This window comes from Helicobacter sp. NHP22-001 (assembly GCF_030270165.1).
Taxonomy (GTDB): Bacteria; Campylobacterota; Campylobacteria; order Campylobacterales; family Helicobacteraceae; genus Helicobacter; species Helicobacter gastrofelis.
On record NZ_BSWS01000001.1, the window covers coordinates 495,534 to 522,244 of the forward strand.

Annotated in this window: 29 protein-coding genes; 5 read left to right on the plus strand and 24 right to left on the minus strand. The window is 48.6% G+C overall.

The window, feature by feature from the left end; translation table 11 throughout:
• Positions 1 to 11 precede the first annotated feature (11 nt).
• Entirely contained in the window at positions 12 to 1,382 is a 1,371-nt protein-coding gene (locus QSJ47_RS02605; protein WP_285602324.1) for an outer membrane family protein, read from the minus strand.
• Positions 1,383 to 1,490: 108 nt separating this feature from the next.
• Between QSJ47_RS02605 and QSJ47_RS02610 the strand changes: the two genes are divergently transcribed.
• Entirely contained in the window at positions 1,491 to 1,907 is a 417-nt protein-coding gene (locus QSJ47_RS02610; protein WP_285602325.1) for a hypothetical protein, read from the plus strand.
• Here the strand turns inward: QSJ47_RS02610 and mnmA are convergent.
• The 9 genes from mnmA to QSJ47_RS02655 are packed head-to-tail and all read right to left on the minus strand — an operon-like array spanning position 1,904 to position 9,942.
• Entirely contained in the window at positions 1,904 to 2,941 is a 1,038-nt protein-coding gene (mnmA, locus tag QSJ47_RS02615; protein WP_285602326.1) for a tRNA 2-thiouridine(34) synthase MnmA, read from the minus strand. The two genes, QSJ47_RS02610 and mnmA, sit on opposite strands and share 4 nt — an antisense overlap.
• The gene (locus QSJ47_RS02620; RefSeq protein ID WP_285602327.1) at positions 2,941 to 3,621 is read right to left on the minus strand and encodes a MotE family protein; all 681 of its coding nucleotides are present in this window, start codon (positions 3,619 to 3,621) and stop codon (positions 2,941 to 2,943) included. Before QSJ47_RS02620 ends, mnmA begins: the two co-directional genes overlap by 1 nt.
• Positions 3,614 to 4,048: a flagellar FliJ family protein gene (locus tag QSJ47_RS02625; protein ID WP_285602328.1), complete on the minus strand. Its 435-nt coding sequence runs from the start codon at positions 4,046 to 4,048 to the stop codon at positions 3,614 to 3,616. Before QSJ47_RS02625 ends, QSJ47_RS02620 begins: the two co-directional genes overlap by 8 nt.
• Positions 4,045 to 5,250, minus strand: coding sequence for an adenylosuccinate synthase (locus tag QSJ47_RS02630; protein WP_285602329.1), 1,206 nt, complete (start codon positions 5,248 to 5,250; stop codon positions 4,045 to 4,047). The genes QSJ47_RS02625 and QSJ47_RS02630 overlap by 4 nt, the downstream gene beginning before the upstream one ends.
• Positions 5,251 to 5,261: 11 nt before the next feature.
• Positions 5,262 to 6,197 (minus strand): ribose-phosphate pyrophosphokinase, encoded by a 936-nt coding sequence (locus QSJ47_RS02635; RefSeq protein WP_221272153.1) that lies wholly within the window; start codon positions 6,195 to 6,197, stop codon positions 5,262 to 5,264.
• Positions 6,198 to 6,692, minus strand: coding sequence for an HIT family protein (locus QSJ47_RS02640; RefSeq protein ID WP_285602330.1), 495 nt, complete (start codon positions 6,690 to 6,692; stop codon positions 6,198 to 6,200).
• Positions 6,693 to 6,701: 9 nt separating this feature from the next.
• The gene (locus QSJ47_RS02645) at positions 6,702 to 8,147 is read right to left on the minus strand and encodes a Mur ligase family protein (RefSeq protein ID WP_221272155.1); all 1,446 of its coding nucleotides are present in this window, start codon (positions 8,145 to 8,147) and stop codon (positions 6,702 to 6,704) included.
• 14 nt (positions 8,148 to 8,161) lie between these two features.
• Complete coding sequence (gene estV / locus QSJ47_RS02650; protein ID WP_285602331.1) at positions 8,162 to 8,899, minus strand: EstV family lipase; 738 nt, start codon at positions 8,897 to 8,899, stop codon at positions 8,162 to 8,164.
• Positions 8,899 to 9,942: a D-alanine--D-alanine ligase gene (locus tag QSJ47_RS02655; protein WP_285602332.1), complete on the minus strand. Its 1,044-nt coding sequence runs from the start codon at positions 9,940 to 9,942 to the stop codon at positions 8,899 to 8,901. The genes estV and QSJ47_RS02655 overlap by 1 nt, the downstream gene beginning before the upstream one ends.
• 234 nt (positions 9,943 to 10,176) lie before the next feature.
• On the opposite strand from QSJ47_RS02655, the gene prmC reads away from it, so the two are divergent.
• A complete protein-coding gene (prmC, locus tag QSJ47_RS02660; protein ID WP_285602364.1) occupies positions 10,177 to 11,004 on the plus strand; it encodes a peptide chain release factor N(5)-glutamine methyltransferase in 828 nt (275 codons plus the stop codon).
• Here prmC and nspC read toward each other — a convergent pair.
• Genes nspC through folD form a run of 10 tightly spaced genes read right to left on the minus strand, consistent with a single transcriptional unit; the run spans position 11,001 to position 19,446 of the window.
• Positions 11,001 to 12,200, minus strand: a complete 1,200-nt coding sequence (gene nspC / locus QSJ47_RS02665) for a carboxynorspermidine decarboxylase (RefSeq protein ID WP_285602333.1) — start codon at positions 12,198 to 12,200, stop codon at positions 11,001 to 11,003. The two genes, prmC and nspC, sit on opposite strands and share 4 nt — an antisense overlap.
• On the minus strand, positions 12,200 to 13,171 hold the full coding sequence (locus QSJ47_RS02670) for a chemotaxis protein (protein ID WP_221272159.1): 972 nt from the start codon (positions 13,169 to 13,171) through the stop codon (positions 12,200 to 12,202). The genes nspC and QSJ47_RS02670 overlap by 1 nt, the downstream gene beginning before the upstream one ends.
• Before the next feature lie 47 nt (positions 13,172 to 13,218).
• A complete protein-coding gene (gene ychF, locus QSJ47_RS02675) occupies positions 13,219 to 14,319 on the minus strand; it encodes a redox-regulated ATPase YchF (protein WP_285602334.1) in 1,101 nt (366 codons plus the stop codon).
• Positions 14,320 to 15,762, minus strand: a complete 1,443-nt coding sequence (locus QSJ47_RS02680; RefSeq protein WP_285602335.1) for a leucyl aminopeptidase — start codon at positions 15,760 to 15,762, stop codon at positions 14,320 to 14,322.
• A gap of 16 nt (positions 15,763 to 15,778) precedes the next feature.
• Positions 15,779 to 16,378 (minus strand): DedA family protein, encoded by a 600-nt coding sequence (locus QSJ47_RS02685; RefSeq protein ID WP_221272161.1) that lies wholly within the window; start codon positions 16,376 to 16,378, stop codon positions 15,779 to 15,781.
• A 2-nt stretch (positions 16,379 to 16,380) separates the two neighbouring features.
• The gene (locus QSJ47_RS02690; RefSeq protein ID WP_221272162.1) at positions 16,381 to 16,929 is read right to left on the minus strand and encodes an adenine phosphoribosyltransferase; all 549 of its coding nucleotides are present in this window, start codon (positions 16,927 to 16,929) and stop codon (positions 16,381 to 16,383) included.
• A gap of 6 nt (positions 16,930 to 16,935) precedes the next feature.
• The gene (locus QSJ47_RS02695) at positions 16,936 to 17,268 is read right to left on the minus strand and encodes a coiled-coil domain-containing protein (protein WP_082346437.1); all 333 of its coding nucleotides are present in this window, start codon (positions 17,266 to 17,268) and stop codon (positions 16,936 to 16,938) included.
• Complete coding sequence (gene rpiB, locus QSJ47_RS02700; protein ID WP_285602336.1) at positions 17,262 to 17,696, minus strand: ribose 5-phosphate isomerase B; 435 nt, start codon at positions 17,694 to 17,696, stop codon at positions 17,262 to 17,264. The genes QSJ47_RS02695 and rpiB overlap by 7 nt, the downstream gene beginning before the upstream one ends.
• Complete coding sequence (gene lepB, locus QSJ47_RS02705; RefSeq protein ID WP_285602337.1) at positions 17,697 to 18,578, minus strand: signal peptidase I; 882 nt, start codon at positions 18,576 to 18,578, stop codon at positions 17,697 to 17,699.
• Positions 18,579 to 18,597: 19 nt separating this feature from the next.
• Positions 18,598 to 19,446 (minus strand): bifunctional methylenetetrahydrofolate dehydrogenase/methenyltetrahydrofolate cyclohydrolase FolD, encoded by an 849-nt coding sequence (gene folD, locus QSJ47_RS02710; protein ID WP_285602338.1) that lies wholly within the window; start codon positions 19,444 to 19,446, stop codon positions 18,598 to 18,600.
• Positions 19,447 to 19,504: 58 nt separating this feature from the next.
• Here folD and QSJ47_RS02715 point away from each other — a divergent pair, with 58 nt between their 5' ends.
• A complete protein-coding gene (locus tag QSJ47_RS02715; RefSeq protein ID WP_285602339.1) occupies positions 19,505 to 19,870 on the plus strand; it encodes a c-type cytochrome in 366 nt (121 codons plus the stop codon).
• Here QSJ47_RS02715 and thiC read toward each other — a convergent pair.
• Positions 19,867 to 21,201 (minus strand): phosphomethylpyrimidine synthase ThiC, encoded by a 1,335-nt coding sequence (thiC, locus tag QSJ47_RS02720; RefSeq protein WP_285602340.1) that lies wholly within the window; start codon positions 21,199 to 21,201, stop codon positions 19,867 to 19,869. The two genes, QSJ47_RS02715 and thiC, sit on opposite strands and share 4 nt — an antisense overlap.
• 163 nt (positions 21,202 to 21,364) lie before the next feature.
• Between thiC and ispF the strand changes: the two genes are divergently transcribed.
• Both ispF and QSJ47_RS02730 read left to right on the plus strand, forming a co-directional pair.
• On the plus strand, positions 21,365 to 22,546 hold the full coding sequence (gene ispF / locus QSJ47_RS02725; protein ID WP_285602341.1) for a 2-C-methyl-D-erythritol 2,4-cyclodiphosphate synthase: 1,182 nt from the start codon (positions 21,365 to 21,367) through the stop codon (positions 22,544 to 22,546).
• The gene (locus tag QSJ47_RS02730; protein ID WP_285602342.1) at positions 22,539 to 23,453 is read left to right on the plus strand and encodes a response regulator transcription factor; all 915 of its coding nucleotides are present in this window, start codon (positions 22,539 to 22,541) and stop codon (positions 23,451 to 23,453) included. Before ispF ends, QSJ47_RS02730 begins: the two co-directional genes overlap by 8 nt.
• On the opposite strand, the gene QSJ47_RS02735 is transcribed toward QSJ47_RS02730, so the two are convergent.
• The 3 genes from QSJ47_RS02735 to tsaD are packed head-to-tail and all read right to left on the minus strand — an operon-like array spanning position 23,450 to position 26,680.
• On the minus strand, positions 23,450 to 24,007 hold the full coding sequence (locus QSJ47_RS02735) for a ComF family protein (protein ID WP_285602343.1): 558 nt from the start codon (positions 24,005 to 24,007) through the stop codon (positions 23,450 to 23,452). The genes QSJ47_RS02730 and QSJ47_RS02735 overlap by 4 nt on opposite strands.
• 1 nt (position 24,008) lies before the next feature.
• On the minus strand, positions 24,009 to 25,604 hold the full coding sequence (locus QSJ47_RS02740) for a methyl-accepting chemotaxis protein (RefSeq protein WP_285602344.1): 1,596 nt from the start codon (positions 25,602 to 25,604) through the stop codon (positions 24,009 to 24,011).
• A 56-nt stretch (positions 25,605 to 25,660) separates the two neighbouring features.
• Positions 25,661 to 26,680 carry a tRNA (adenosine(37)-N6)-threonylcarbamoyltransferase complex transferase subunit TsaD gene (gene tsaD / locus QSJ47_RS02745; protein ID WP_285602345.1) on the minus strand — a complete coding sequence of 340 codons (1,020 nt, stop codon included), beginning with the start codon at positions 26,678 to 26,680 and terminating at the stop codon, positions 25,661 to 25,663.
• Positions 26,681 to 26,711: the final 31 nt, after the last annotated feature.

The window sequence follows — 26,711 nt, forward strand, 5'->3', positions numbered from 1 at the left end:
AATAAAAGCGCTTAAAAATCATAACCCATCGAGGTCATCACATAGCTGCGATCTTGCGTGTTGGCTTGAAACTTAGGGTTATACCCTCCTGAAAAATAGCCCACTTTATAGCCCTTGTGTATGGTAACCTCGTAGCCATTGATTTTAAACATGAGATGGATGTGCTTACTGAGGTCATATCTTAAGGTCAGCATGAGGCTTTTAGAGTTGGCTCTGGGTGATTGGATGATTTTGCCTAGAAGTTGCCACGAAAAGTTTTGGTACTTAAAGCCCACATAGGCAAAAGCCGTGAGAGAGTTGGCGTTATATAGATTAGAATAAGCTTTGGCATAGGGGGTGTTGTCTTTGGTGCCAAAGGGGACGGGCAAACCAGTCCAACCAATACACGCGCTGGCGTTGCCAAAGTTTTTATACACCCCCCAACCAAAGTTGTAATGGTTGGCGATGTCAAAATGCTGGTAGATGAGTAGGCTAGCCGTGTCTGTCCCCACCAATGCGCTCCTAAAATATCTGTGTGCCATATAGGAGTCATAAATGGGAAACCACGCATAAAAATGGGTGTGGACTCTCCAATTGACACGGGCTAATTTAAAGTCAAGCTGCAACCCCGGGGCCGTGTAAAGCTTGGGGTAAAACCACACAAAGGGCATCACCGTGATGTGGCTACGTTTGTAGTCGCCTCTATAGACAAAACTTAAAGAATGTAGGCCGTAGTTGATGTGCTGGCCATCGGAGAATTTGTAGCTAATGGGGGCGTAAAAGTCGCGGATAAACTGCAGATTCGAACGGGCCCGCCCATAGGAGCTAAACCACTGCAAGCTCCAAGTGCCAAAGTGCAAGAAAAGTTGTATGCCTTGGTTGTAGCCGCTCAAAAACAGGGCACGGCTGCGGTAACGCCCGAGCTTAAAACCAAAATGATCTTTATAGCTGTAATCCAAATACAAAGTGTGGAGCACAAAGTCGCGCACATGCATGGCGGTTTCGTAGCGGGAGTGTTTCCAAGGAGCGTCCATAAAATAGCCTTCCCAACGCCCCATGTAGTAGTAGTTGGCAGGCAAAAACCCTTTTTCTAGCCCGCTGGTGTCTGTGAGCGTCTGTGTGGAGTCGTAGGCCAAATCCCCTAATTCTGCGCCTATGGCGGCTTTGAGTTTATGGTTGCTGACAGATTTAGGCAAGAGATTGACACCCAGCTGCAAGGAAGCCACCAAAGTGACATAGCTGCCTGTGGGGTAAATGCCTTTGGCTGTGTTGATGGGGCTGTTGTTAAAACCGATGCGCGAAAACGAGCCCGCCTGCCCTGAGATTTTATAATTTAGGGCGTGCAGTTGAGTAGCAAAAGTAGAGAAAGACAAGGTGCAGAAGGTGAGGACTTTTTGTATCAAACAAGGCCCTAAATCTATGAGATTGTGTAAAATACGGATTATATAATAAAATTATTTTGGTTTTGCCTTGAGATAAACAACCATTTTCATAAGAATCTAAGATTTGGCATGCTAGAATGCGTGCGGTTTTTAGGAAAATGTAAGGAGTTGTTCGATGGGGTATTTAAGCCATTGATTTTGGCGGCTCTAGTGAGCCGTCTGTCTGCGTATGTGGCTGTGGGGTATGCTGAAGGTAAGCAAGTGCCTTTGCGCCCTATGAAGTTAACCGTGCTGAGTGTGCAGGCTCTAGCAAGTGCCAAACAAAAGCAGCAGCTTTTAGAGAAGCGGATAGTGCAAGAGGCGATTTTGGCGACCGAGCGTGTCCTTAAGCGTCTAGCCACTTATAGGGCTTTAGATATACGCTCAGATCAGTACGATGGGTTTGTGGGCAAATGCCAAAAGCATGTCAATGTTTACTTTCCCATCAGTAACGCCTCCACGGAGTTGCAGAGTGATTACCATGTCAGTTTCCATTGGCGCTTTTAGGCGCTCTTGGTAATGATCCCTCCGCCTAGCACGCAATCTTTTTCGTAGACCACAAGAGCTTGCCCTAGAGCCACGCCATAGACGGGTTCGTTAAAGTGGGCTTTGATGGTGTCGCCCTCTAGGTGCACTTGGGCTTTGGTGGGTGTGCTTCTATAGCGCACTTTCACTAGATACTCCCCTTCTTTAAAGCTTTCAGGTAGGGATTTGTTCTCAGCCTCTAGGTTGAAAACCGCCAAATCTTGCTTTTCGCCCACAATGATCTCGTTTTTAGTTGCGTCAATGCCCACCACAAAGTGCGGCGTGTGTGCGCCCTTCACGCTAAAGCCCTTACGCTTGCCGATGGTGTAGTGCATGTAGCCCTTGTGTGTGCCCACTACCTGTCCGCTTAAATCTCTAACCACCCCCTCACAATCCACTTCTATATGTTCTTTAAGCGTGTCGATATAGGATTTCTCCACAAAACAAATCTCTTGCGACTCTTTATAACTCTGTAAATCCCCCAAAAAGGGCATCACCGCTAGGGCTTTGGGTTTGATTTCGCTTTTAAGCAAATCGCCTAGGGGGAAGAGCAGCGCGTCTATCGCCCTTTGAGGTAGGGCGTATAAAAAATAGCTCTGATCCTTGCTTAAATCAGCGGCTTCTCTAATCCTTAGCATCCCCTGCACCTGCTCTAAGCGGGCGTAATGTCCTGTGGCGATCTTCTCATAGCCCTTACTTAGGGCAAAGTCCAACCCTAGCCCAAATTTCATCAAGGGGTTACACAGAGCGCAGGGGTTTGGGGTTTGCCCCATTTTGTAGGTGTCTATGAAGGCTTGATACACCTTCTCTTTAAATGCCTCCTTTAAATCCACCACCTCAAAGGGGATCTTCAAAAACTTGGCCACCGCCTCGCAATTTTTAATGTAGTGGGCGTGTTTTTCCTCCTTGCTATGCAATTTCAAATACACCCCTAATAGGTCGTGTCCGGCTTGTTTCAACAAATACGCGCTATAAGAGCTATCCACCCCTCCGCTCATCAAAACAGCGATTTTCATCATTCATCCTCATCTTTGGGTTTAGGCGGTGGGGGGGGTGGGGGTGGGGCTTTAAAAGGGGGTCCTTTTTGCAGCATTTCGGTCAAACTCGCTGCCTTGGCTGGGTCCATCTTGGCTAAGATTTTGCCCATGTCTTTTGCCTCTAATTTAGATAAAATCGTGGCAGCCTGATCGACGGGCATGTCTTGCAAAATGGGCGCAGCTTTGGAGTCCTTCATTTTGGCGTAGGTCGTGGCGACTTTAGAGCTACTCGCCTCCTTGATCTCTTTTAAAAGCTCCTCATTTTGCGCCACCAGTTTTTTTAGCTCTTTTTCCTTTTGCGCCTGCAAGTCCTTAAACGCCTTTTCTTTGGCCTCAAATTCTTTTAAGCGGGTGTCTAAAGCTTTTTCCCTTTCGGCCACTTTGGCGTTGCGCTGATCGAGCAGGCTTTGAGTCTGCTCTTGCAAATTCTGCAAGGTCAGGGCCCGCTCTTGCAAGAGCTGTAGTTGGTTACTTAGCTCCGCCTTACGGGATTCAAAAATCGCGTTGCACTGCAAAAACTGCTGAGATGAGGGGTTTGCACCCTTTGGGGTGCTTAGACTGGGGAAGGGCTTGGGCGGATTTGCTCCATTGCTTGGAATCTGGTCGGTGTCGCCTAAGAGCAGGCCCACAAAAACGGCGCAAAGGGCGAGCCTACGCACGGCGCGCCTTGTGTTTTTGGTAAAAGACCTCAGCCCCGATCGCGTCCATTTGTTTTGCTTCTTCTTTTTCAAGTTTTTGCGCCATTTTACGCAACTCTAAAGTGTATAAATAGTGCAACTTTTCATATTCGATGCAAGCGTTTTTGTAGAGCTCTTTTAAGTGAGCGTCTATTTGCTTTAACTCGCTGATATCTGTGCCCACTTGGTCTATGGCATAAAGATAATTTTTTTTAAGGCTGTTGCACTGGCTAAAGGCTGCGATGTTTGCTTGCATCGGCACGCTTAAGGTGTTGAGCTCGGCGATCAAGTGCTCTTGCTCTCTTTGTTTGGCGTGGATTTTGGCAAGGTTAGCAGCAATGTCGGCTTCACAGCGTTGCATGGCTTGTTTTTTCACCTGCACGAGGGCTTTAAAGATTTTTAAGTTCATGGCAACAACACCATGTTTTCGCGCTGCGGGCTGGTAGACACCACCCCGATTTTCACCCCAATGAGTTCTTGCAAGGCGAGGATATAGTCTTGCGCTTCTTTAGGCAGGGCGTTAAAATCGCTCACGCCTGCGCTGCGCTCCCATCCCTTAAAGCGCTTGTAAAGGGGCTTTACCCCCTCTAAACTGGGGTGTGCGTCCTCATAGCCAACGCCCACCAAAATTTCCTCTAGGCCATCCAAAACATCAAGCTTCATCAAGGCAAGTTCGCTGCACCCATTGAGTCGGCAAGCGTATTTGACCGCCACCGCGTCAAAATACCCGCACCGTCTAGCCCTATTTGTGGTTGTGCCATACTCATGCCCCTTTTCTCTTAAATGCGCCCCCACCTGCCCTAAGTCCTCGGTGGGAAAGGGCCCTAAGCCCACACGGGTGCAATACGCCTTAGCCACGCCAATGATTTTATCAATGTCTTTAACACTCAGCCCGCTCCCACTGCACGCCCCCGCTGCTATGGTAGTGGAGCTAGTTACAAAAGGGTAAGTGCCAAAATCCACATCGAGCATGCTCCCCTGCGCGCCCTCTAGTAAAATCTTTTGGTTTTGATCCACCGCCTCCCATAAAAGCGCAGTGGTGTCTGTGGTGTAGGGCAACACCTGAGGCGCATAAGCCATTAAATAATCTTCAAGGGCTGCGAGCGTGGGCAGGTCTGGGGTGTTGGCGTGTGCGCTTAGGTGGTAGGCGAGCTTGTCTTTTAAGAGTTTGGGCTCTCTTAAATCCCCCACTCTAAGCCCCACCCGTCCGATCTTGTCTTGATAAGCCGGCCCAATGCCCTTCTTGGTCGTGCCGATCGCGCTTTGGGTGCCCTCGGTGCGGACATCTTGCATGGGGTGGTGGGGCAAGATCAAATGCGCCCGATCGCTCACAAACAGCCGCCCCTTTAAATCTCCAAAGGGCTGCATTTCCTCCACCAAAGCGTCCAAAGCCACCACCACACCATTACCAATCACATTTTTACACTGCGGGTAAAGCACGCCCGAGGGGATCAAGTGCAGGGCGTGGGTCTTGCCCTTAGCCACGATCGTGTGTCCCGCGTTGTGTCCGCCTTGAAAGCGCACCACAAAATCGTAATTAGGGGCCAGCCGATCGACTAACTTGCCCTTGCCCTCATCGCCCCACTGCACCCCCACAACTACATCAGCCATTTCACTTCCTTTCACATAAAGAGCGAATGCACGCTCTCGTTGTGGTAAATCCTGCGGATCACCTCAGCAAACAAGGGAGCAACACTTAGCACCGTGATTTTGGCGTGCTTGCCCTTGTGCGGGATCGAGTTGCTCACCACCACCTCATCCAGCGCACTCTCTTGAATCCGTTTAATGGCGTTGCCACTCAGCACCGCATGCGTGCCGATCGCCATCACCGAGTGCGCCCCCCTAGCCTTTAACATCGCTGCCGCCTTGCAAATGGTGCCTGCAGTATCGACCATGTCGTCGATCAAAATCACATCGCGTTTATTGACATCGCCGATGATGTTCATCACCTCCGCCTCGTTGGCGCGCTCGCGGCGTTTATCCACAATGACTAAATCCAACCCCATTTGGCTAGCAAAATACCTAGCCCTTGACACCCCGCCAATATCCGGGCTCGCCACAATGGGGTTTTTAAACGCCCGCGACAAAATGTAATCCCTAAAGACGATCGAGCCGTAAAGATTATCCACCGGGATGTTAAAAAAGCCCTGGATTTGCCCGGCGTGTAAGTCCATGGTGATGATGCGATCGATCTGCACACTTTGCATTAAATCCGCCACAAGTTTAGCGCTGATGGGCACCCTGGGCGCGGCTTTACGATCCTGCCTAGCGTAGCCAAAGTAGGGAATCACGGCGGTGATCGAACTCGCGCTGCTGCGCTTGAGCGCGTCTACCATGATCAAAAGTTCCATTAGGTTGTCGTTCACCGGGGCGCAAGTGGGCTGGATGATACACACATCGCGCCCCCTCACCGACTCGCTGATCTGCACATTGATCTCCCCATCGCTAAAATGCCCCAAGATCGCCTTAGACAAGCCCACATTTAAATGCCGCGCCACTTCCTTGCTAAAACTCGGGTGTGCGCTCCCGCTAAAGATTTTAAAACTGCGCGTTCTCATTTAAACTCCTACAAAGTGATCCACTGCTTTGGCTTTCAGCGTGGTGTAAATCTCTTCAAAGTCCACTCCATAAACACGGGTTTGGGCGATGCTTGTCATAAAATTCGTGTCCTTGGCAAAACGGGGGACCAAGTGCCCGTGCAAATGCGGCGCAATGCCCGCCCCCCCTGCGTCCTTGATATTAAAGCCCAAATTCACCCCCTGGGCCCCAAAGGCATACAAGAGCTGCACCCCCTCATACAGGCGTTTTTGTAGATGCAGCCACAGCTCCAGCCCTAAGCTTTCTGGGCTGTCTTGGTGGGTGTGCGGGATCACCATGAAATGCCCGGGGGTGTAGGGGTAGCGGTTCATCACCACAAAGCACAAAGAATCTCTAAAGAGCACATGGTTTTTAAGGTCATCTTTAGGATTTTGGCTAATGGCGCAAAACACACATTCAGGCGCATTTTCCCCCACGAGGTAGGGGCTGCGCCACGGGGCGTATAGGTGGTCCATCACACTTCCTTAAATGTAGTTGGGGGCATCGTTGGCAAATAAGATCAAGTCCTTGGCAAAGGTGATGGTTTGCAACACCTGCTCGAGTTGGCTTTTATCCTGCAAAAATACCTTTTGTGGGCGCTTTATTTGCTGGGTAAAAAGATCGGCGTTGAGCTCCCCGGTAACCACCACGATGTCAAACACCTCTTCAATGGCTTGGGCTAGGGCAATGTTAGACTCAGTGTCGCTCTCCACGAGTCCGGGCGTTACAATCACCTTACGCCCGGGATAAAGGCTAGCAAGCCGCACACTTTCTAGCATACCCCTTAAATTGCCATTGAAACCATCATCGATGATGAATTTGTCATTGACATGCAAGGGGTGCAGGCGGTGGGGCACGGGTTTAAGCTTAGACACGAGCCTTTGTAGCTGCTCTATGGTAAGTTCAAAGTAACGCCCCACCAGCACCGCTAAAGCGATGTTGTCCACATTAAACGCCCCAAGGATTTTGGTTTCAAAAGGCACCCACGCATTGTCTAAAAAGAGCTCAAAGCTGGTCCCCTCTAAATTGGCAACCACGGAGCGCACCTGCCCAGGGTAGGGCTGGATTTTATTTTCAATCCCACCATAAAAGGGCTCTAGGGGGTTGTTTTCGTGGCAGAAAGCACGGATGAGGCGAGAGGATTGCAAAATCTCGGCCTTGGTTTGGTAGATGTTGTCCATGTTTTTAAAGTACTCAATGTGTTGGTTGCCGATCTCGGTGATGATGGCGTAGTGGTGGGCTAGGAGTTTAGAAATCGCCTTGATATCGCCCTTTTGGCGCGCCCCAGCTTCAGCGATGTAGATGGTTGCGCTCTCTTCTAGGTTGTTGTTGATGTCTTGACTTAGACCTAAAAGCGTGTTGACGCTGCCTAGAGAGCTGTAGATTTTATAGCGGCTTTGCAGTATTTGGTAAAGGTAGTTCTTCACGCTGGTTTTGCCAAAGCTGCCCGTGATGGCGATGATTTGTAAATCCTCCATGCGCCTTAGTTTGTCTTCGGCAAGGTGGACATAACCATTAGAGATCAAACTCTCCATAGCCTTGTAGGCGGTGTGCACGAGCACGATCAGCAAGAGATACAGCCCAAAAAAGCTTTGGTTGTAGGCGTAGACCAAAAGCGCATCCGTGGATAAAAAGAGCAATAACAGTGCGAAAAAGCGCCCCACGCGGGGGGTAAAAACTAGAGGCTTGTCTAGGCGACCACGCCAAATGAGCAGAGTGGGCAACTGCACCCCCCCCACAAAGACCATGAACACCAAGTCCCACCCCTTAAGCTGCGTAAGCACAAAAACCACTAGGGGCAGCAAGGCGTGCAACAGGTGCCAACGCCGCTTGTGGTGCTTGGTGAGCACTCTGGCAAAGCTGTAGTTATACCACTGCAACAAAGTGATTAAGTAATAATTTAAGCCCAAAATAAAACCCCAAAGGGCCATCCATTTTAATGTGTCTAGTATGCTTCACCCCACTCTTTTAAACATTGTAAAAATTCCCCCTCCACTTGCGCCCCCTGCCTGAGGAAAAAGTAATGATCCCCCTTAAGCACTACAAAGCGGTTGGTCGGCATTAAAGAGGCGATCTTTTGCCCGGCTTCTAGCGGCGTAGCCATGTCCTCTTGCCCCCACACAATCAGGGTCTTTTTTGTGCAGGCTTGAAACTTGGGGGCAAAGTCCTCTTGCACTGTGTGTTTAAAGGTTTCATACATGGCAGGGTTGAGGTTATCCGCGTCCTTGCTTTTAAGCAGGCTCAGTGCCTTTTTAAGCCCGATGGATTTTAAGACTTTGGCGCATTTGATTTTCAAGCGGGTGTGAAAGGATTTTGGCATTAAAATCCCTGCACTGCTAAGAAGGATGAGATACAAACTCTCACACAATAGGGCGACCTTGCCCCCAAAGCTGTGCCCCATGGCGGTGTTGATCTTCACTTGCAAAGAGTGGCAAAACGCGTCCACAATCTTGGCGTAATCTAGGGGGGTTAAAAAGGTGTGGTTAGGGCTTTTGCCAAAGCCGGGCAAGTCTAGGTAGAAATGGTTAAAGGCTTGAAAATAGGGCTTAAAGGCTAGTTGCATGAGTTCCTTAGAGCTGCCCCAACCATGCAAGATGAGGAGGTTTCGGGGGGCTTTATGGTCGCAAAAATCGTAGGCAACTTCAAAATCTACCCCCTTGTAAGAGATGGTGCGTTTGGCCATTATTTGGCTTTTCGGATTTGGTTGATGTAGTTGTAGGTGATGGGGATGTGGGGGGGCTTGGGGAGCTCTACACACCCTAGGATGTGGGCAAAGTCTTCAAAGAGATAATGCGCAAGGCTGCCCGGGATGGGGTTGATCTCGTTTAAATACACCTCATTGTCGATCACAAAGAAGTCGCAACGGATGATCGCCCCCACAAATAGCGGATCGTAAAGGGTTTTAAACACGGCGTGCATTTTTTCCTCCAAAGCGGGGCTAAGATCTGCTTTTGCCACCTTAGCCGTGCGTCCAAAATCCAAATACTTCTCCTCAAAGCTTAAAAAGTCCTTCTTTTGGGGCTCTTCAATGGTAGAGAACACAAAGACGCTCTCGCCCTCCTCTTGGATTTTGCACCCGGCTAGATTGTATTCCTTAACCCCCTTCTTAAAAGGCTCAACCAACACTTGGTTATCAAATTCAAACACTTCATCTAGCACAAAAGCAACTTCGCGCTCCTCTTTGATCACCCCGATGCCTATGGAGCTGCCTAAGCGGTTGGGCTTGACAATCAAGGGATAATCCATGGATTTTAGGGCGTTTTTGTTGTGGTGGTCTAAAAACACATAGGGCAGGGTAGCGATGCCCTTTTCTTTAGCGAGCATTTTTGTGAAGTGTTTGTTAAAACTAAGCACGCTTGCCTCCACTCTAGGGCCTATGAATTTCACGCCAAAAAAATCCAGTAAAGAAGCGAGTTTGCCATCCTCGCCATCCGCCCCGTGGATGAGGTTAATGAGCGTAGCGAAGGCAACTTTCTTAGAACCTAATAAACCTTGCGTGTAAAAGCCATGCATTTTTAAGGTGATCTCGGGGCATTTTTTATATTGCCCTCTAGAAAAGAATTGCGCGCGCATGTCCTTTGGCTCGATCAAATAGAATTTATGCATCCCATCTAAAAAGATAAAAGCCTTGATGGATGCGCCCAGCACTTCCTTAAGCGCGATTGCGCTCACAATGCTGATCTCATGCTCAAAACTTTGACCGCCAAATAACAGCCCATATTCCACTTAAATCATCCTTGCAATAATGACCTAGAAAAGCCCCATTATACCCAAATCTCATAAAAATAAGCCCCTTAAACAGATATAAGGTTGTTTAGGATACAATGGCAGGCTAGATCTATTTTAAGTAGGTAATGGGGTGTCTTTGCAACAAAAATTAGGTCCTCTTGGTGCTTTTGTGGGCTTTAGGGGGGGTGTGTGGCATCCATAGAAACCACTCAGGAAGCAAGTTCAACAAGTGTGAATATCTCAAAAGCCCTTCACGAGGCTAAGAAGGTCTTGAGAGATAAGGGCGTGCGCAACGCTTTGGAGTCCGAGTTGCTCTTAGCCCATGTGTTGGGTGTAGATCGGGTGTATTTACACATCCATGCCCAAGAAGAGTTAGACCCCTTTGCCTTCGAGCATTTCATGCATATGGTGAAAACCCGCGCCAAGGGCAAACCCATTGAGTACATTACCCACGAAGTGAGCTTTTACGGGCGGATCTTTTTTGTGGATGAAAGAGTACTTATCCCACGGCCTGAAACCGAGATTTTGGTGAGCCAAGCCTCAAAACTGATCCAAGATTATGGCATTAAAAGCGTGGTGGAAGTGGGGATCGGCAGTGGGGTGATTGCTGTAAGTTTGGCGATGGCAAATCCTAAAATCTCCATTTTAGCCACAGACATTTCTATGGATGCCCTAGAAGTGGCGGGCATGAACATCAGCACCTTTAATTTGCAAGAGCGCATTGAGTTGTTCCAAACCTCTTTACTCGAGGGCGTGGACATTAAAGCCCGCACCTTGGTGGTGAGTAACCCGCCCTATGTCCCCCTAGATTACCCTCTGGATGACTCCGTGCGTTACGAGCCAGAGATTGCGCTGTATGGGGGTGAGCATGGCGATGAGATTTTAAAAGTGCTGATCGAGGAAGCCGCTAACAAACGGGTGAAGTATCTAGCTTGTGAAATGGGCCACGACCACAAGGCTTCGTTAAGCGAGCATTTGGGGCTACAAAAATACCGCCCCAGCTTTTACACCGACTACGCCGGGCTGGATCGGGGCTTTGTCGCCATTAGGCAAGCCTAGTTGCGCTCTTTATAATCCTCGTATCCAAAACGCTTTAAAAGCTTAAAGTTTTCTCCATCCAGCAGCCCCAAAGAGGGCAAGGCGATGCCGTTGAAGGTGTTGTTTTTCACAATGGTGTAGTGCAACATGTCCTCAAACAAGAGTTTATCCCCCACTTGCAAGGGACTTTTAAAGTGATAAGGCCCGATAAAATCGCCCGCCAAACAACTAGAACCGCCCAGCATAACCTCCCCCTGTGGATCAATTTCAGCCCTCTCCATCCCCTCTGCATTTAAGTGTAAGACTTGTGGGGTGTAGGGCATTTCTAGGCAGTCTGGCATGTGATTAGCCACGCTGATATCCAAAATGGCGATGTCCTTGTCATTGTGCACAATGTCTATGACACTGGCGAGCAAAAAGCCCGTCTGCCAGCCCACCGCCTCTCCCGGCTCTAAAAAAATATCTTGGATGTGTGGGTATTTGGCCCTAAAGTCGTAAATCGTGCTTTTAAGCACCCCCAAGTTGTAGCCCTCTTTGCTGATGTGTTGCCCACCCCCAAAGTTCATCCACTCCATTTTCTCAATCGCTGCACCAAAGTGCTTTTCGACATGCCTTAGGGTTTCTTGCAAGGCGGGCGCATCTTGCTCGCAATGCGTGTGGAAGTGCAAGCCGCTAATGCCCTCTAGCCCGTATGCTTGCGTACCCTCAGCAAAGGCGACAGGTGTGATCCCTAGACGGCTGTAGGGTGCGCAGGGGTCGTAAATGGCGGGGCTCACCTCACTATAAAGGGGGTTGACTCTAAGACCCATTTTAATGGGGGATAGCCCGAGTTTGTCGAGTTTTTGGTTTTTAAGTAAGATGGTGCTTTTATAGCGTTGGTATTGGGCAAAAGAGTTAAAAATGATGTGCGTGGCGATGGGCAAAATTTGTTGCATGTCGCTCTCTTTATACCCGGGGCTAAAGACGCAAATTTCTTTGCCACTTTCCCTAGAGCCAAATTCCTCATAAGCCAAAACCGCCTCATACACCCCACTCACACAGCACCCGTGCAAGCTCGCCCGCACCCACTCAAAGCAACGCCAAAAGGCAAAGCCCTTCAGGGCAAGTAAAATTTTCACCTGCGCCTCTTGTTGCACCCGCTCCAATAGGGCTAAATTCGCCTTGAGTTTGCTTAAATCCAAAACATAGCAAGGGGAGGGGATGGCGTTGTAATCCATTAGGCAAGCCCAACCTGCATGAATTGCTTAACGATGCGCTCCACATCTAGGGGGTTGGACTTGGAGATGAAGTCATCGGCATGCAAAGAGCGCGCCATTTCTTCATTGCTGCTCCCGCTCATGGAGGAATTGACCACGATGGGGATATTGATGGTGCGTTGGTCTAATTTCGCCCGTCTAATCACCTCAAACCCGCTCGCCTCGGGCATTTCTAGGTCAGTGATGATGAGCCCCACTTCCTCAACGGGGGTTTGGGGATCAAAGAGATAATCTAAAAGCTGTTTGCCATTGATAAAGTCTAAATGCTTGATCCCTAGTTTGTCTAAAATCACTTGCATGGTTTTGAGCACACTGGGCGAGTCGTCTGCCAAGAGCACCATTTTATCGCTGTAAAGTTGGCTGAGTTGGTCTAATTCCTCGTGGCTTTCTTGCTCAATCCAAGGGAAGACATCCACCAACATTTTTTCAATGTCCACCACCTGCACCAACCGCCCATCGAAGTAGCGGGTACGGCTCACTAATTTAGAATTGCCCGTGTTGCCCCCTACGCCCGCACTCTGCTCGATCTCTGTCCATTTTTTATTGAGAATGCGATCCGCCTCGTAGATGCGCACCCCAATGGTCCAACGCGAAAACTCGCAAATCATCACGATCTCATCCCCGTTTTCGTCTTTTTCAATGCGGTAGGGGCGCAAGTCCTTTTGCTTGTTATTGCTGTCGTAGTAAAACCACTTTTTCATATCGATGAGCGGGATGGTGAGCTCTCTTATGATGATGAGCCCTTCCACCAAAGAGTTAGGCTCATGGCTGATGATGGTTAAGCTCCCATTGTACTTCACCACTTCACGGATTTTAAAGACATTGACGGCGTATAAATCCTTGTTCTTGCCTAGGCGGAAGCAAAGTAATTGCAATTCATTGTTTTTATGCAGGCTTGTGACTTGATCGATGTGGGCTAAGTTGTTAGGCATTTTTATCCTTTAGCGTGCAACAAATGGTCTATTATAACAAGACATGACTAAACATTGAACCTAAAATGCATCACATCGCCATCTTGCACAATGTAGTCCTTGCCCTCGACACGTAAAGCACCTTTGGCTTTTGCCCCCGCCTCACCCCCATAGGCGATGAAATCCTCATAAGCGATCGTCTCCGCCTTGATAAAGCCCTTTTCAAAGTCCTTATGGATCACCCCGGCCGCTGTGGGCGCACTAGAGCCTTTGACAATTGTCCAAGCCCTAACTTCTTTCACCCCAGCCGTGAAGTAACTCATCAAGCCCAAAGCCTTAAAGCCTAGACTAATGACTTGATCTAGTCCGCTCGCTTGCACGCCCAAACTTTGCAAAAACTCCAAAGCCTCGCCTTCTTCCATGCCCACTAACTCTTCTTCTAATTTGGCACACAGAGCCACAAAGCCCGCCCCCCTAGTTTGGGCTAATTCTTGTACCTTTAAAGCGTGGCCGTTTAATCCGCTCACATGGGCTTCATCCACATTGGCGACAAAAATAACCTCTTTGGCACTCAAAAAACGCAATTCTTGATTTAAGGCAAGAAACACGGGGTGCTCTCTGTCTTTAAAACTGCTAGCGGGTTTGAGCTCGTTTAAATGGGCTAAAAGGGCGTTGGCGATCTCTAAACTCGCTTGGGCTTCTTTATTGCTTTTGGCAAGCTTAACAAGCCTTTCTAGGCGTTTTTGCAAGGTTTGTATGTCGGCTAAGATCAACTCCACCTCGATCGTTTCAATGTCGCTTAAGGGATTAACCTCTCCGCTCACATGCGTGATGTCATCGTCCTCAAAACAGCGCACCACATGTAAAATCACCGCGCACTCTTTCACATGGGCTAAAAACTGATTGCCCAAGCCCTCGCCCGCACTCGCCCCCTTAATTAAGCCCGCAATATCCACAAACTCTACGCTAGAGTGTTGGATTCTCTCGGGCTTGACAATATCCGCCAACGCCTTTAAGCGGGCATCGGGGACATCCACGATCGCCTTATTGGGATCGATGGTGCAAAAGGGGTAATTGGCACTTTGGGCACTGGCACTCTTGGTTAGGGCGTTGAATAAGCTAGACTTGCCCACATTGGGCAAGCCCACAATGCCGACAGATAGCCCCATTTAGCCCAAAATATCCAAGACAAATTGAGTGCACATACGCACGCCCACACCGCTTGCCCCCGCCGTATTCACATCCCAATCTTTCTCAATGTAAGCAGGTCCGGCAATGTCAATGTGTAGCCATTTGTCTTTGTAGGTTTCACGGATAAACTCGTTTAAGAAAAGCCCAGCGGTAACCGCCCCCCCATAGCGCACGGGGGTGATATTGGCAATGTCTGCCATTTTGGAGTCTAGGAGTTTGCGTAAGTGGCGGTTAAAGGGCAGTTTAGCCACCAACTCCCCACTTTTAAGGGCGGATTCTTCAAACTGGGTTTTGAGTGCCTCATTATTGCCCATGATTCCGCTGGTGTAAGAGCCAAGCCCCACCACGCACGCCCCCGTGAGTGTAGCAAAATCCACGATCAAATCGGGCTCTAAATCTTGGGCAAAACTCAAGCAATCAACCAACACCAAACGCCCCTCTGCGTCTGTGTTACGCACCTCTATGCTCTTGCCCTCTTTGGAGATCAAAATGTCATCGGGGCGGTAAGAGTTGCCAGAGATCATGTTTTCTGCCAAGCCCAACACGGCATGCACCTCTGCCTCTGCGTGCAAGTGGGCTAGGGCGTTGATGGTGGCAAGCACCGCACACGCCCCGCCTTTATCGGCTTTCATGGTGAGCATAAACTCAGCGGTTTTAATGCTAAGACCGCCACAATCATAGGTCAAGCCCTTACCCACTAAAACGATCTTTTTCTTGGCGTTTTTGGGCTTATAGACCAAATGCACGAGTTGTGGGGGGTTAGCTGAAGCGGCATTCACGGCTAAATAAGCGTTCATGCCCTTTTCTTTTAAATAATCCTCCCCATGTATGAAGCACTCTAGCCCGTTCTTTTCGGCCAAGTCTTTGGCTTTCTTAGCGACATAGGGGGCATTGGCGACATTGGGGGGGGTGTTCACCAAATCACGCGCGAGATTCACATGCTCAACCATGATTTTTGATTTGTCTAGGACTTTTTGCAAGGATTTTAAATGTTGCTCTCCGCCTAAAGCCACCACCACTTCTTGCAAATGGGCTTTGCTTTTCTTTTCTTTGTAGGTTTCAAATTCATACATGCCAAATTGCAGACCGGTGAAAATCGCCTCCATTGTCTCTTCTAGGGCGTGTTTATGCACGCTGTGTTTGGCGGTGTAAAGCCCGATTTTTGCGCTTTTCACGCATTTTTTGAGCGCACGCACAGCGTTAAACGCCGCTTCTCTAAATAAATGCACATCGCTTTGCGCCACGCCCACATACAGAGCCTCGTTTTTTTGATCCCAAAACACGCCCTCGCCCTCGTAGTTGTGGGTTTGCAACAAATGCGGATCTAGGGCTTTGCTTAAATCCTTTTCTATGAGAAAAACAATCGCAATATCCGCCTTAGCCGCCTCAAAAGAAGCCTTCTCTAGTTTGACAGAAAACATCCGTATCCTTTCTATGCTATTGGATTTTTTGGATTTTTTGATCCATTTTTTTGGTGTGGGTTTGGAAATACCACGCCACAAACCCCAAAAACACCAATAATATTAGTATAAATACATAAGGATAACGCTTAATCAACTCTAGCAAATCAAAGAGCTGTGCACCAAAATACCACGCCAAAACGATCGTGATCGAAGCCCACACAAAGGCGCTTAAAAGATTAATGGCGGCGAATTTAAGGGCGTTGTAACGGGTGAGCCCAATGCTAATGGGGATGATCGTGCGCATGCCATACATGTAGCGCTGGATAAAAATCACAAACCAGCCGTATTTTTGTAAGAGCAAATGTGCTAGAGCGAGTTTACGGCGTTGCTTTTCTAGCTTTTTGTTTAAATAGGTTTTGCTCGTGCGTCCAATGTGAAAATACATTTGATCCCCACTAAAGCCCCCAAGAGCCGCCACGCTGATCGCCAAAAAGACATTCATGTGCCCCTCATAACATGCCATGCCCGCTAAAATCAGCCCGATCTCCCCCTCTAAAATGCTCCAAAAAAAGAGGATCACATAGCCCCAACTGGCGGCGTAGTTGTTCCACAGCTCTAAAATATAGGCTTCCATGCCTATTTGTCGTACTCCAACACACTAAAGGTACTCACTCTCTCAGCGACTTTCTCCAAGCCCCCAAACTCATTTAACGAGATCAAAAAACACGCCTCCACGCAATGCGCTTGCATTTGCTCCAAAAGCTCTAAGCTCGCTAAAGCCGTGCCCCCCGTGGCGATCAAATCGTCGATCAGCACAACATGCGCATCGTTGAGTTCCCTAAAGGCATCGGCGTGGATTTCTATGGTGTCCGTGCCATACTCCAGCTCGTAGGATGCGCTTAGGGTTTGGTAGGGCAGTTTGCCCTGTTTGCGGATAGGCACAAAGCCCGCTTGCAAAGCGTAAGCTAAAGCTGCGCCCAAAATAAACCCCCTTGCCTCAATCCCCACAACAAAATCCACGCCATGCAATTTATAGCGATCCTTAAGTGCATCTATGAGCGTGCCAAAGAGCATGGGGTGGTTGATTAAGGGGGTGATGTCTTTAAAGAGCACCCCGGGCTTGGGGTGGTTTGGCACCTCCCTTATGGCTTCCTTTAATTGGGCTTTTAATTTTTGGCTAAACATAGTTCCTCACAATAGGGCTTCGATTTTTTGTTCTAATTCGCGGATGCGGGCTTTGTATTTGTCGGTTTCTAGGCGGTATTGGGCGTTGCGCTGTTTTAAAACCTTAACTTCATCTTTTAGGGCATTCATTTCATGGGTTAAAATGTCAATGTTGCCCAAAGAGCGCTGGAGCTGCAATTGGTGCTTTTGGATCAGCACCTCCGCCTCTTGCAAGGTGAGTTTCATAGAAGCCGAGTATTTTTCTTGGCGTTTAGCCACCGAGCGGTAAAAGAAAGTCCGTACCGCCATGTAGGCCACAAACAACACCACAAGGGTGATGACCATCCATTGCGCTAACACTTTAAACCCTCGATTTTTTCTAAGCGGGTGCTGTGCCGCCCGCCTTCAAATTCCGTCTTTAAAAAAACCTCCACTATATCTAACGCCACCCCAAAGCCCACGACATTTTGCCCTAGACATAAAACATTGGCGTCGTTATGCAACCGCGCCATTTTAGCCATGTAGGCATCGCTACATAGAGCCGCACGGATGCCCTTAAAGCGATTGGCCGCAATGTTCATGCCAATCCCGCTCCCACACACCAAAATGCCCCTGGCGTCTTTCTTGTCTAGCAGAACTTGCACCACTAAATGGGCGTAATCGGGGTAATCCACCCGCTCGCCTGCCTTTGGCTGATATATCTCTAGGCTGTGGCTGCTTTTGAGCCGCTGCTCTAAAAAGGCGCACAAGTTTAACCCCGCATGGTCGCAACCCAAGATCACATGCATTCAGTCCTCCCGTGTGGGTAAATGGTGTCTTTCTGTCATTTGTGCCTCTAGCCCCTCCACGCTTTTAAACATCCGTTGCCAGCGCACGGTGAATTTGTCTTTAGGTTTTTGCCCCGCCTCTATGCTATTAGATAAATTTAAACTAAAGTAAATGAACCACGGCGTGCCCACAATGTGGCTGTAGGGCACACTCCCCCAAAAGCGCGAGTCGCTGCTATCATCGCGGTTATCGCCTATCATAAAGTAATGATCGGGAGCGATTTTAGAGTAAAAGGCGTTTTCGCCATCTAGGTCTATGAGCTCCATGCTCACGCCCATTTGGCTTTGCAGCTGGTGGCTGGCAAGGGCGAGCATGATGGGGTAGGTTTGGTTGTGTTTGCTGTAAAAAATGCCTAAATGCTTGTCCTCATAGGGCGCAAAGACAAAGTCCTTACCCAAGAATTGTTGCACCTTATGCTTGGCAAAGTGCTTAGAAATGTAATTAGGATCGGTGTTGCTTTCTTTAGGGTGCAAGTAAAAGCCATCTTGTTTAAAAATGACCTCATCGCCCCCGGTGGCAAAAAGCCGTTTAACATAGTAGCCCTTATTTGTGGGAGGGATGAACACCACCACCTCGCCCCTTTGCGGGCGTTTGCCCTCGATTAAATGCCCGTTGTGCTTAAAATCGGGCACCAAAGGAATGTCAAGCCATGGCAATCTTGGAATGGGGATGCCGTAACTGAATTTTTTTACAAAGAGCATATCCCCCTCGTAGAGTGTGCCGACCATGGAGCGCGAGGGGATGATGAAGGCTTGCGCCACAAAGAAAATCGCTAACAGCACTAAAATGATTGTCCCCGTCCAGCTCATCACAAAACGGCGCAACGCTTGAAAGAAACCCATAAAACCCCTTATTTAAAGTTTAAGCACAGCCCTTAGCGGCGTACAAAGTGTTTTGCAACAAACAAACAATTGTCATCGGTCCTACACCTTTAGGCACAGGGGTGATAAAACTCACTTTGCTTTTAAGCCCCTCAAAGTCCGCATCGCCTATGACCTTGCCCTTTACTTTATTAATGCCTATATCTACGACCACCGCTCCCTCTTTGACCATGTGCGCTTTTAAGAGCTTGGGCTGTCCCACGCCAATACACACAATGTCGGCGTTTTTGGTGTAAAGGCTAATGTCTTTCGTCAAAATGTGGCATAAACTAATCGTCGCCCCGGCATTTAGCATTAAGGATGCTAAGGGCTTGCCGATGATGTTGCTCGCCCCCACAATCGCCACATCTTTACCCTTGACTTCGATTTTGTAATGCTCTAAAAGCTGCATCACCCCCATCGCGGTGGCAGGTAAAAAGCCCGTGTATAGGCTGTTGGAGTAAACCCGTCCCACATTGAGCGGGTGGAAGCCATCCACATCCTTATGCGGGGCGATCGCCTCGATCACCCGCCTCGTGTCTACATGTTTAGGTAGAGGCAGTTGCACCAAAATCCCATGCACGCTAGTATCGTGGTTGTAACGCTCTAACAAGTTTAATAATTCTGCTTGGGGGGTTTGCTCGGGCAGGGTTTCTAGTACGCAATCTATCCCCACCCGTGCGCAGGCTTTGGCTTTCATATGGACATACAGCACGCTGGCGTCGTCTGTGCCGACCAACACCACCACGAGCTTAGGGCAAATATGCCGGGTTTCTTGCAGAGTCCGCACCTCATGGCGCAAAGCCTCTTCCTTTAAACGTGCTAGTGCGTAGCCATCTAGTAAAACCATCACCTAACTTACTTGAATTTTTACGCTATTATAATCAAAAATTATTGAAAGAAACGGCTTGCTTAAACAAAGTGTGCTTTTGATCGGCGTTTTGCTCGTGGGTCTTTTTGGTGCAGACAAGCCCAAAGACGGCAGTTTCATCACCATTTTAGAGTACGGCAAGGAACTTTACAACAACCCTAGAAACATCAGCTGTGTGAAGTGCCACGGGATCAGCGGGCAGGGGAAGGTCATCACCCGCTACACCGCCACCAACCAAGAGCGCATTTTTAAAGCCCCCCCCATCAACAACTTTGCCAGTGTCGTGGACTTTGCAAACGCCCTAGAGCGGGCTAAATCCATCATGCCCCGCTACAATCTCACCCCCGATGAGATCAAAGCGATTTACTACTACCTCCGCTCCACTAAGGACAAACAGCCCTAAGCCCCCTTGTAATTTTTGAAAATGTCTTGGCTCACCTTGTAGCTGCAAAACTTAGGCCCGCACATGGAGCAAAACTCCGCTTCTTTAAAGACCTCTTGGGGCAGGGCTTCATCGTGGTATTCTCTAGCCCGATCGGGATCAAGGGCTAATTCGAATTGTTTGTTCCACTCAAAGGCATACCGCGCATCGCTCATCAAGTCATCCCTAACTCTAGCATTGATCCGCCCCCTAGCAATGTCAGCGGCATGTGCGGCGATTTTATAGGCGAGTATCCCCTCTCTTACATCTTTAGCATTAGGTAGCCCTAAGTGCTCTTTAGGCGTTACATAGCAGAGCATCGCCACGCCCTTGTAGGCTGCCAAACACGCCCCGATCGCACTGGCGATGTGATCGTAGCCGGCCGCAATGTCGGTAACCAAGGGTCCTAGCACATAAAAGGGGGCCTCGTTACACAATTCTTTTTGCAGTTTGACATTGCGCTCGATTTGATTTAGGGGCACATGACCTGGACCCTCAATCATCACCTGTACATCTTTTTCATAGGCTCTTTGGGCTAACTCGCCCAAAACTTTTAGCTCGGCAAATTGCGCCGTGTCGCTGGCATCGGCTAAACAGCCCGGACGCAGTGAATCGCCTAAACTTAAACTCACATCGTATTCTTGGCAAATCGCCAAAATGTCGTCAAAGGCTGTATAAAAGGGGTTTTGTTTGTGATAATGCATCATCCAAGAGGCCATCAAACTCCCTCCACGGCTTACAATCCCCATTTTACGGCGGCTCACAAAGGGCATATGCTCGAGCAAAAACCCGCAGTGGATGGTGAAGTAACTCACCCCTTGTTTGGCTTGTTTTTCTAGCACGGCTAGCATGGTGTCAATATCTAGTTTCATCACATCGTTATTCACATCGTGCAAGATTTGGTACATGGGCACGGTGCCAATAGGCACGCTTGAGGCGGCGATGATTTCCTTTCTAATCATATCCAAATCCCCACCCGTGGACAAATCCATCACCGTGTCCGCCCCGTATTTAATGGCAATTTGCAGTTTTTCCACTTCCCCTTGGGCGGAGTGGACGATTGCCGAACTGCCAATGTTGGCATTAATTTTGGTCTTGAGCGCAATGCCAATGCCCATGGGCTCTAAATTCCTATGTTGTATGTTGGCGGGGATGATGAGCCGCCCCCTAGCCACTTCTTTACGCACCAGCTCAGGGCTGATTTCTTCAATATTTGCAATGTAGGCCATCTCTTCGGTGATGATGCCTTTTTTGGCGTAATGCAGTTGGGTCTTAATGCGATCTGTGCGCTTGTCTAGGTAATCTCTTGGCATACTTCTCCTTTGCTAAAAGTACCACACTAACACAAGCGTGTAAATGTAGGCTTAAAATCTGCCCTAACACCCCTTTAAGCTAGAAAATACTAAGATCCGCTTTTCGTTTTTTGGTTTAGCTTGGAGTCAGTGGGTGGGGGTAAAATTCACCTAAAGGGGCTATTTGCAGCCACGCCAGGATCTTTCGCTCGTTTTAGCTGCCGCAGGGGCTAGCAGTCGCTTTACTCCCCATTTGCCCAATTTCCCCCACATTAAAAAGCAATTTTGGCGTTTAAACGGCGTGCCTCTAGTGCAAAAGGTCTATGAAGATTTTAACCATTTAGGGCTATTTGCGCAGATTTTTATCTTGGTGTCTAACCGCTTGGAGCAGGTCTATTTAGAACAGCTTTTATGCGGCACAAATTTACGCGTGCTCGTGGGCGGGGCGAGCCGCCAAGAGTCGGTGCAAATCGCCCTAGAGCGCGTGCAAACCCCCTTGGTGGTGATAAGCGACATTGCCCGCTACCAAGTGGACTTTGAGGTGCTAGAGCGGCTCTTAGAGCGCATGCAAGGCGGACTAGATTGTGTCGCCCCGGCGTTAAGCTGCACGGATACGATGGTTTATTACAACCCCACCGCCACCCCCCCCTACCAAGCCTTGGATCGCAAGCGCGCTTTAAGGGTGCAGACCCCCCAAATTTGCCGCACTTCTGTGTTAAAACAAGCCTACAAGGCGGGGGAATTTACCGATGAGAGCAGTGCCATTTTAAGTCTAGGTGCGCATGTCACCTACATTGAGGGCAGCCCCACACTAGACAAGCTCACCCACGCCCACGACCTGCCCGCTCACCACACCAGCACCACCACCCACACCGGACTAGGCTTTGATGTGCACGGCTTTGAGGGGGGCAAGATCATGAAGCTGGGCGGGATTGTGATTGCGCCTAGTGATTGTGTGGATTGTGGGTTTAAGGCGCACAGCGATGGAGATGTGCTCTTGCATGCGCTCATAGATGCCCTGCTTGGGGCGATTAATGGGGGAGACATTGGGATGTATTACAGCGACAAAGACCCTAGTTTCAAAAATAAGGATTCGGCACAGATGTTACAAGAAATCCATCAACTCGTGCAAAGTGTGGGGCATTTTGTAGAAAGGGTAGATTTGACCCTTTTTGCCGACATGCCTAAAATCGCTCCCTATAGGGCGTTGATTAAACGAAATTTGGCAGAATTGCTAGGCATGCGAGTAGAAAATATTAATTTAAAAGCCACCACCTTTGAGGGGCTGGGCTTTATCGGCAGAAAGGAGGGCGTGGGCGTGCAGGCGTTGGTGCAGACCCGTGCCCTATGGGTGATCCATGAATAAAGTCGGCAGTGTTTTAATCATTGAGGATGAGGTCCATTTAGCCCAAAGCATTTACTCCACCTTGAGCAGTGCGGGCTATCAATGCCAAAGCGCCACGAGCATTTTCCATCACTTTAAAGAGGATTACGATGTGATCTTGCTCTCTTCTAAGGCGTGCGTGGATCGGTGTGAACTCTTTGTGCGCAAGAACGCTAGAGCGATCATCATCATCATGTCCTCTTTTGTGAGCGAGGATGGGGTCAATCGCCCCCTAAAAGCGGGGGCCAAAGACTACATTTTAAAGCCCTTTAAAATGGAGGAACTCTTAAGGAAAATCACCTACCACCGCTCTTACCAAAAGGCGATCGAGCGGGCGAGCATGTATGAAAAATATTTAGATTTTAGTGCCCAAAATTGCGAGGTGGATGTGCACGCCGATCACAGTTTCCCCTTGATCTTACAAAGCCATGCACAGATTGGGGCGGACATGTTCGTGTTAAACTACGCCCGCTTGCACGACTTTTACTTGGAGTTTTTCTCCTTAAAAAACCTAGAGGATCTGCCAAAGCAGCCCAAGTGTTCTAAACACTCCGAGCGCTCTTGCATCGCCTACTTCACGCATTTGGAAGTGTTGAGTTTAAAGGAGAGAGAGAGGTTTTTAAGCACTCTTGAAGCCCACAACGCCATTGTGAGCTTTGTGGGGCAAGAGAGTTTAGACTACGCGAATTTGCTCTCTTTAGAGAGCAGCCAGCCTACCTTGTCCTTCAATTTGCTCTCCATCCAAGACTACGAGAAAAGTGCCATCCAGCAATTCAGTGCGTCTTACACCGACACCGAGCTAGCCAAACGCCTAGGCATCAGCCGCAAATCCCTTTGGGAGAAACGCCGCCGCTACAACTTGCCTAGAAAGCCCCAAGTAGAAGCCTAAGCCTTTGCGAGCACAAGGGCGAACGCCACCTTTGCCCCCACTTGGCGTAGGGTTTGGATTGCTTGGCGTAGGGTTGTGCCTGTGGTGAGCACATCGTCCACCAAAAAGTAAGCTAAATTAGGATCGCCCTTAAAGACAAAGCCCTTAGGGTTTTTTTGCCGAAATTCCAAACTCTGCCCGGCGTAGGTGATGTTTTTTGTGGCGCATAATTTATTATAAACAGGTTTGCAGGAGCTGTTTTTGCAAAGTGCGTGGGTGATGGCAGCGGTGTGGGAGTAACCCCGCTTGATGTGATCGTCAATGGGCAGGGCATAAAGGGGCTGTTGTAAGAGAGGTTTTAGCAAGTTTTGCGCCCTCAATGCCAAGAGGGACAAAAGACGGCTGCCTATGAGGCTATACTTGCTTTTTAGTAAAAACTCTATCTCATCGTAGGCGTAAAAGCTGTAAATGGGGGTATTTTCTAGTCTATAGTTTTCTAGGAGTGGGGCTAGCTCGGCGTAGCAGCGCTTGCAAAGAAGCTTGAAACTGAACGCCCCACAGCTAAAACAGCGCACTCTAGACCTTGAATTTCTTAAACTCTATGTCTAGTTCTTGGTTTTTCTCCACAATTTGGGTGCTGTGGCTCTCTAAATTATTGCGCACTTCTTTAACCCCAGCAAAGATTTGGATGAACTCGTTGATGACTTGGTTTAATTCTTCCATTTTTGCCACCACGACCTTATTCTGCTCCACGGTGTTTTGGGACTTCACTTTGGTTTGGCTCAAATTGTCCTTGGCATTTTGCGCATCTGTGATGAGCAGAGAGGTTTTTTCAGACACTTCTTGCGACTGCGTCGCTCCATTTTGCACCCGCTCGCCCATGTTCTCAATGCTTTGGGTCACCATATTCACCATTGCCGTGATCTCACCCAAAGATTTTTGCGTTTTCTCGGCGAGGTTGCGCACTTCATCGGCGACCACCGCAAAGCCGCGCCCATGTTCACCCGCCCTAGCTGCTTCAATGGCAGCGTTTAGGGCAAGCAAATTCGTTTGATTTGCGATGCTGTCAATGATAGACAAGATATTTTTAATTTCGGCGGCGTGTTTGACCAGCTCGATCGAATCTGTGGCGATCTCTTGTTGGATTTGCACGGACAGCAAAATCGAATCGACGGAGTTTTGGATTTTTGTGATGAACTCGTTTAAAATGGTGTCGGTGGCATCCAAATTAGCGATCGTTTCACTGAGATTGTTTTGTGCCGACTGCAAACTTTCTCCAGCTTCTTGGTTAATGTGCTTTAGGTTTTCGACCGAGTCTAATTCCTTGCGCCCCGCTTCTTTTAGTCTATCCGTGGATTCTTTTAGAGCTTGTCCCACTTGGTTGTTTTTCTCCACAATGCCCTTACCGATTGTAATGATCCCAGCGATTTTGGCGATGAATCGGTCTACATGTCCTGAAACCGCTGCAATTTCATCGCTACCGGTGATGTTCAAACGGCGGGTTAAATCTGCCTCTTGTGAGGACACTAAATCCTTAGCCGTGTTTTCTAGGCGGCTTAAAGGACGGATCACATTTCTTTGCACCACAAATAAGAGCAAAGCAATGATCACGATAGAAATCCCCATCATCCACGAGAGGGTTTTGATACTAAAAGCATTAGCATTGCTGTAGGTTTCTTTTAAAGAGAGTTTGACCTCCATCACCCCGATCATGTCCCCGGGTTTGTTGTTGGTGTGGCATTTCACACAAGCGGCATCGCCCACTAAGGGCTGTAGAACCAAGACATGCCGATTGTTGCCATGCCCCTCTACCAAGACCTTTTGCGGGGTCTTGGGGTTGTTAAAGTAGTTGCGGATACGCGGATCGTTGGTAAACTTTGTATTCAAACCAAATAGCTTAATGTCGTCTTGTCCGGGGTAAAACTTCATTTTAACACCCGGTAGCTTATTGCTATCGTCTATGGCTTTATAAATGGCTTTGGTTGTTCCCACTGCGATGGCTTGCACAATGGTGTTGATGATCGAAGCGTTGATGCTTTTAGCCACAGACTTACCCTGAGTTTCTGCTAAGTTGGCATAATCTCTTTGGATCAACATAAACACCAAAAGTGCAAAAAGACTCAACAAAATCACTAGGTAGATTAAAGCCCGGGTTTGCAAACTCTTAAACACCTATGCTCCTTGCATCGAATAAAATAGTAATGCGATCTCTATCATAGCAAATAAAATTAGCCTACAAAAGGTAAACGGGTGTGTGGGCTAATGTCTAGGCTATGCAAAGGGGTAAAGTCTTCACACCGATACAACTCCACCCCCGCCCTTGCGACCATCGCCGCATTGTCGCTACAAAACTCTAGGGGGGCTAATAACAAATCTAAGCCCAACTCCCCACATAGAGCGTTGATGCACTCTCTCACATAAGCATTTGCGCTCACTCCCCCCACTAAACCCAAAGTTTTAATGGGGCTGTTTGCAAAGTAACGGCGCAAATTCTGCACTAAGTGGACGGTGGCTGTTTCTTGAAACCCCGCACACAAGCGGGTTTTAAAACTCTCGCTTAAAACCCCCTTTTCTCTCTCTTTTAAAATAGCCAAGCGCACGGCATTTTTAAGCCCTGAAAAGCTAAAGGCTAGCCCCTTGTGGTCTTTGAGCGGTAAGGTGAAGTTTAGCTTTTCTTGGGGGGGGCAATCTCTAGCTAGAGTTTCTACTATGGGACCGCCAGGATAGCCAAGCCCTAGCATTTTAGACACCTTGTCAAAACTTTCGCCTAGGCTGTCATCTAGGCTTTGTGCCACAATTTGCATGTTCTGCGCGTCATGCACTTCTATAATCAAAGTATGCCCGCCAGACACAAGCAATACGCTCAAAGGAAGGATAACGGGCTTGTCAATGAAAAGCGAGTAAATATGGGCTTGTAAGTGGTCTATGGAAATTAAGGGGATTTTTAAGCCCAAAGCTAAGGTTTTTGCGAGTATTAACCCTTCTAAAAGGGTAACACTTAGTCCCGGGCAAGTGGTGATGGCAATGGCTTTAAGGGCACTAAAGCCGCCTAGAAACTCTTTAGCCCTTTTAGCCAAAAGGGGGAGATTGACAGCGTGCAACCTAGAGGCAAGCTCGGGCACAACGCCCCCATAGGGACTATGTGCGCTCTCTTGAGAAATCTTAGAGTGCCAAAGCAATTTGGCGGTTTGTAAATCCATGAGTGCTAGCGAGCTGTCATCGCAACTGCTTTCAATGCCAAGCAACATAACACCCCCTTGTGCGCTATAATAGCAAGCC